General features: G+C 68.4%; 4 protein-coding genes and 1 pseudogene. All 5 read left to right on the top strand.

The window, feature by feature from the left end; genetic code table 11:
- On the top strand, window positions 1-1,245 hold a 1,245-nt coding region (locus QZH66_RS14475), incomplete at its 5' end, for a chemotaxis protein CheA (RefSeq protein ID WP_305806636.1).
- A 79-nt stretch (window positions 1,246-1,324) separates the two neighbouring features.
- Entirely contained in the window at window positions 1,325-2,065 is a 741-nt protein-coding gene (locus QZH66_RS14480; protein WP_305806637.1) for a flagellar motor protein, read from the top strand.
- Between the two features lie 4 nt (window positions 2,066-2,069).
- Window positions 2,070-2,888, top strand: a pseudogene (gene motD / locus QZH66_RS14485) (flagellar motor protein MotD); the annotation flags it as partial.
- 161 nt (window positions 2,889-3,049) lie between these two features.
- Window positions 3,050-3,832, top strand: a complete 783-nt coding sequence (locus tag QZH66_RS14490; protein ID WP_305806638.1) for a ParA family protein — start codon at window positions 3,050-3,052, stop codon at window positions 3,830-3,832.
- The coding region (locus tag QZH66_RS14495) for a hypothetical protein (RefSeq protein WP_305806639.1) at window positions 3,829-4,028 on the top strand (200 nt) is incomplete at its 3' end. The genes QZH66_RS14490 and QZH66_RS14495, both read left to right, overlap by 4 nt.

A 4,028-nucleotide genomic window follows, 5' to 3' on the forward strand; every position in this document is an offset into this window, starting at 1 on the left:
GCCCCTGCGGCTGCGGCCACGGCCGCCGCGCCGGTACCGCGTGCCGCGCCTCCGCGTACGACGCCCAGGCCGGCCGCCAAACCCGCCGCCGAACCCGAGCAGACGGTGCGGGTGGATACCAAGCGGCTGGATGCCATCGTCAATCTGATTGGCGAACTGGTGCTGGCGCGCAACCGGTTGAAAACGCTGCGCGTGCGGCTCAAGGACGAGGAGCTGGATCGCGCGGTGTCCACGCTCGACATCGCCACCGGCCGCCTGCAATCGGCGGTCATGCGGACCCGCATGCAACCGGTCGGCAAGGTGTTCTCGCGCTTTCCGAAAGTCGCCCGTGACGTCGCCCGCTCGCTGAACAAGGAAGTGGAACTGGAGCTGGTCGGCGCCGATACCGAGCTGGACCGCAACCTGGTGGAAGCGCTGGCCGACCCGCTGGTGCACCTGGTGCGCAACTCGATCGACCACGGCGTGGAAATGCCAGACCTGCGGGAAGCCCAGGGCAAACCGCGCAGTGGCCACGTGCGCCTGTCCGCGCAGCAGGAAGGCGACTACGTCAGCATCGAAGTGCAGGACGATGGCGCCGGCATCGATCCGGAAAAGCTGCGCGCCAAAGCCCGTGAAAGAGGCCTGATCGATCCGGAGGCCGCCGCCCGCCTGAGCAGCGAGGAATGCCTGCATCTGGTGTTCCTGCCGGGTTTCTCGACCAAGGCCGAGGTCACCGACATCTCCGGCCGTGGCGTCGGTATGGACGTGGTGCAGTCGCGCATCCGCGAACTGAGCGGACAGATCCAGATCCAGTCCGAACTGGGCCGTGGCAGCCGCTTCCTGATCCGGGTGCCGCTGACCCTGGCGATCCTGCCGACGCTGCTGGTGCAGGCCGGCCAGGACGTCTACGCCCTGCCCCTGGCGCGGGTGATGGAAGTACTGCACGCCCCGGCAACGTCGCTGGGCTGGTTCGACGGCCGCGCCGTGCTCGATCGCAAGTCGCATGCGCTGGCGCTGGTCGACCTGCGCCACTGGCTGCAGGTGGAGCCGGCCCCCTCCCCGTTGCTGACCATCGTGGTGCTGCAGGCCGGCGAGACCCGTTTCGGACTGGTGGTGGACCAGGTGCGCGGCCGCGAGGAGGTGGTGATCAAGCCGCTGCCCAAGGCGCTGCGCGGATTGCGCGGCTATGCCGGCGCGACCCTGATCGGTGACGGCCGCATGTCGCTGATCCTGGATGTGGATGGCCTGCGCGGCAGCCACGATTGATCCGTCAAAAGTGTGACGGCCGCAGCAGCCGGTTTGACCGGCGCCTCAAGTCTCCTTCACACAAGCCGCTACCGGAACCATGGACAGACTCAGCATCATCGGACTATTCCTCGCCCTGGCCTCACTGGTGGGCGGCAGCATCCTCAAGGGTGCCGGTTTGGCGTCGCTGTGGTCGCCGGCCGCATTTGTGATCGTCATTGTCGGCACTGCGGCGGCGATCCTGCTGCACACCTCGCCGGCGATCTTCCGCCATGCGTTCCGCATCGTGCGCTGGGTCATCCGCCCGCCCGCCAGCGATCGCCGGGCGCTGATCCAGCAGATCGTGGAGTGGAGCAACATCGCCCGTCGCCAGGGCCTGCTCGGGCTGGAGTCGCAGGTGGAACTGCAGGACGACCCGTTCCTGCGCAAAGGCCTGCAGCTGCTGGTGGACGGGGTGGAGCCGGAAACCATCCGCCATATGCTGGAAATCGAGCTGGGCAGCCAGGAACACCGCGATCTGGCGGCGACCAAGGTGTTCGAGGGCATGGGCATCTACGCGCCCACCCTGGGCATCATCGGCGCGGTGCTGGGCCTGATCGCGGTGATGAAGAATCTGGCCGACCCGAGCAAGCTCGGCCACGGCATCGCCGCGGCGTTCACCGCCACCATCTACGGCATCGCCTCGGCCAACCTGCTGTTCCTGCCGGTGGCCGCCAAGCTCAAGGGCGTGATCCTGCACAACAGCCGCGACCGCGAAATGATCATCGAAGGGTTGATCGCCATTGCCCAGGGTGAGAACCCGCGCAACATCGAGACCAGCCTGGCCGGTTTCGTGAACTGATCCGATGGCACGTCGCAAGCCCCACGAAGAACATGGCAACCATGAGGCATGGGCGATTCCCTATGCCGACCTGATGACGCTGCTGCTGGCTTTTTTCGTCGTGATGTACGCCATCTCCTCGGTCAACGAAGGCAAATACCGGGTCATGGCCGATGCCCTGACCACGGCCTTCGGTGGCGCCCCGCGCACTGTCAGCCAGGTGCAGGTCGGCAACCAGCAGCTGCAGGGCGGCGGCTTCGACAGTCCCGCGGTCATCCGCGCCCCGAGCATGACCGGCGGTGCCACGGCCGACCCGACCCAGCTGCCGTCGATGGCCTCGCAGATGCGCATGCCGGTGTCGATGCGCAACACCGAACAGCTGCAACGCGCCGAGCGCCAGTTGGCACGCATCGCCACCCGCCTCACCGAAGCGCTGGCGCCGCTGGTCAAGCGCGGGGTCATCACCGTGCGCCGTACCGAACTGTGGATCGAGGTGGAAATCAACAGCGACATCCTGTTCGGCACCGGTTCGGCCGCGCTGGGCGCCGATGCCAGGCAAACCCTGTCCAAACTGGCCGAAGTGCTGGCCGACACCCCCAACGGCGTGCGCGTGGAAGGCCACACCGATGACCTGCCCATCGCCACCGCGCTGTTCCCGTCCAACTGGGAGCTTTCCGCGGCGCGCGCCGCCAGCGTGGTGCACCTGTTCGCCGATCACGGCATCCAGCCGCAGCGCCTGGCGATGGTCGGTTACGGCCAGTTCCGGCCACGCGAAAGCAACGCGCTGGCCGAAGGCCGCAACCGCAACCGGCGGGTGATGGTCATCATTCTGGCCGACTCGGCGGCAACCGCCGACGCGCTCGCCGACGGCGCGATCAGCGCCAGCAACCAAACACCGGCACCGCAGGGACTGCCGGAATCTTCCGGCGCCAGCGCCCACGCCCGACCGGCCAGCGCCGGCGGTGCAGGCGGCGCGATACCGGCCGTCATAGAAGGAGTGCACTGATGCGCATCTGGGCCATTGCCAACCAGAAAGGTGGCGTCGGCAAGACCACCACCACGCTCGCCCTTGGCCGGGGCCTGGCCGCCCTCGGCCATCGCGTGCTGCTGATCGACCTGGACCCCCATTCGTCGCTTACCCGCGCCTTCGGCGTGGCGCTGGAGCCCACCCCGCATGGCGTGCTGGAACTGTTCGCCACACCGCCGGCGGAGATTGCCGCCCTCAGCCACGCCAGCCGCATTCCGCAGCTGGACTACCTGTGTGCACAGGCGGCATTGGCCACGCTGGAACGGCGCAGTGCCAACCAGCCCGGGCTGGGTCTGGCCCTGCAGCACGCCCTGGCCCGCCACGCCGGCCAGCATGATTACGTGCTGATGGACTGCGCGCCCACGCTGGGGCTGTTGATGATCAATGCCCTGGCCGCCGCCGACCGCCTGGTCATCCCGACCCAGGCCGAGCCGCTGGCCCTGCATGGACTGGACGGCATGGTGCGCACCGCCGACATGGTCGAGCGTTCGCGCCGGCGGCCGTTGCCGGTCTCGATCCTGCCGACCCTGTTTGACCGGCGTACGCGCGTGGGCAACGAGACCCTCAAGCAGATGCAGGAGCGCCACGGCGAGCGTGTCTGGGAAGACGCGATTCCGGTCGACACCCGCATCTGCAGCCCGGCCGCATTGACCGTGCCTGCCGTCGCTGGCGACTACCCCGGCCGTGGACTGTCGGCGTATCGCCGCGCACTGGAATGGATTCTGGCCGACGACGCACTGCGTATGGAGCAGGCGGCATGAGCACCGACGTGCTGGACGACTATCTGGAAGAGCTGCTGCTGGACATCGCAGCGCCTGCCGAGGCCGCCCCCTGCGCGGAAGGAACCGCCAACGTCACCGACTGCGCCAGCTCCGTCGCCGGACCGGGCCCGGTTGCTGGCGAACCGGTTGCCGCGGCCGCGCCATCGCCCGCCGAGCCCGTGCTCGAAGCGCCCGC

Source organism: Stenotrophomonas sp. YIM B06876 (assembly GCF_030711595.1).
Taxonomy (GTDB): Bacteria; Pseudomonadota; Gammaproteobacteria; order Xanthomonadales; family Xanthomonadaceae; genus Stenotrophomonas.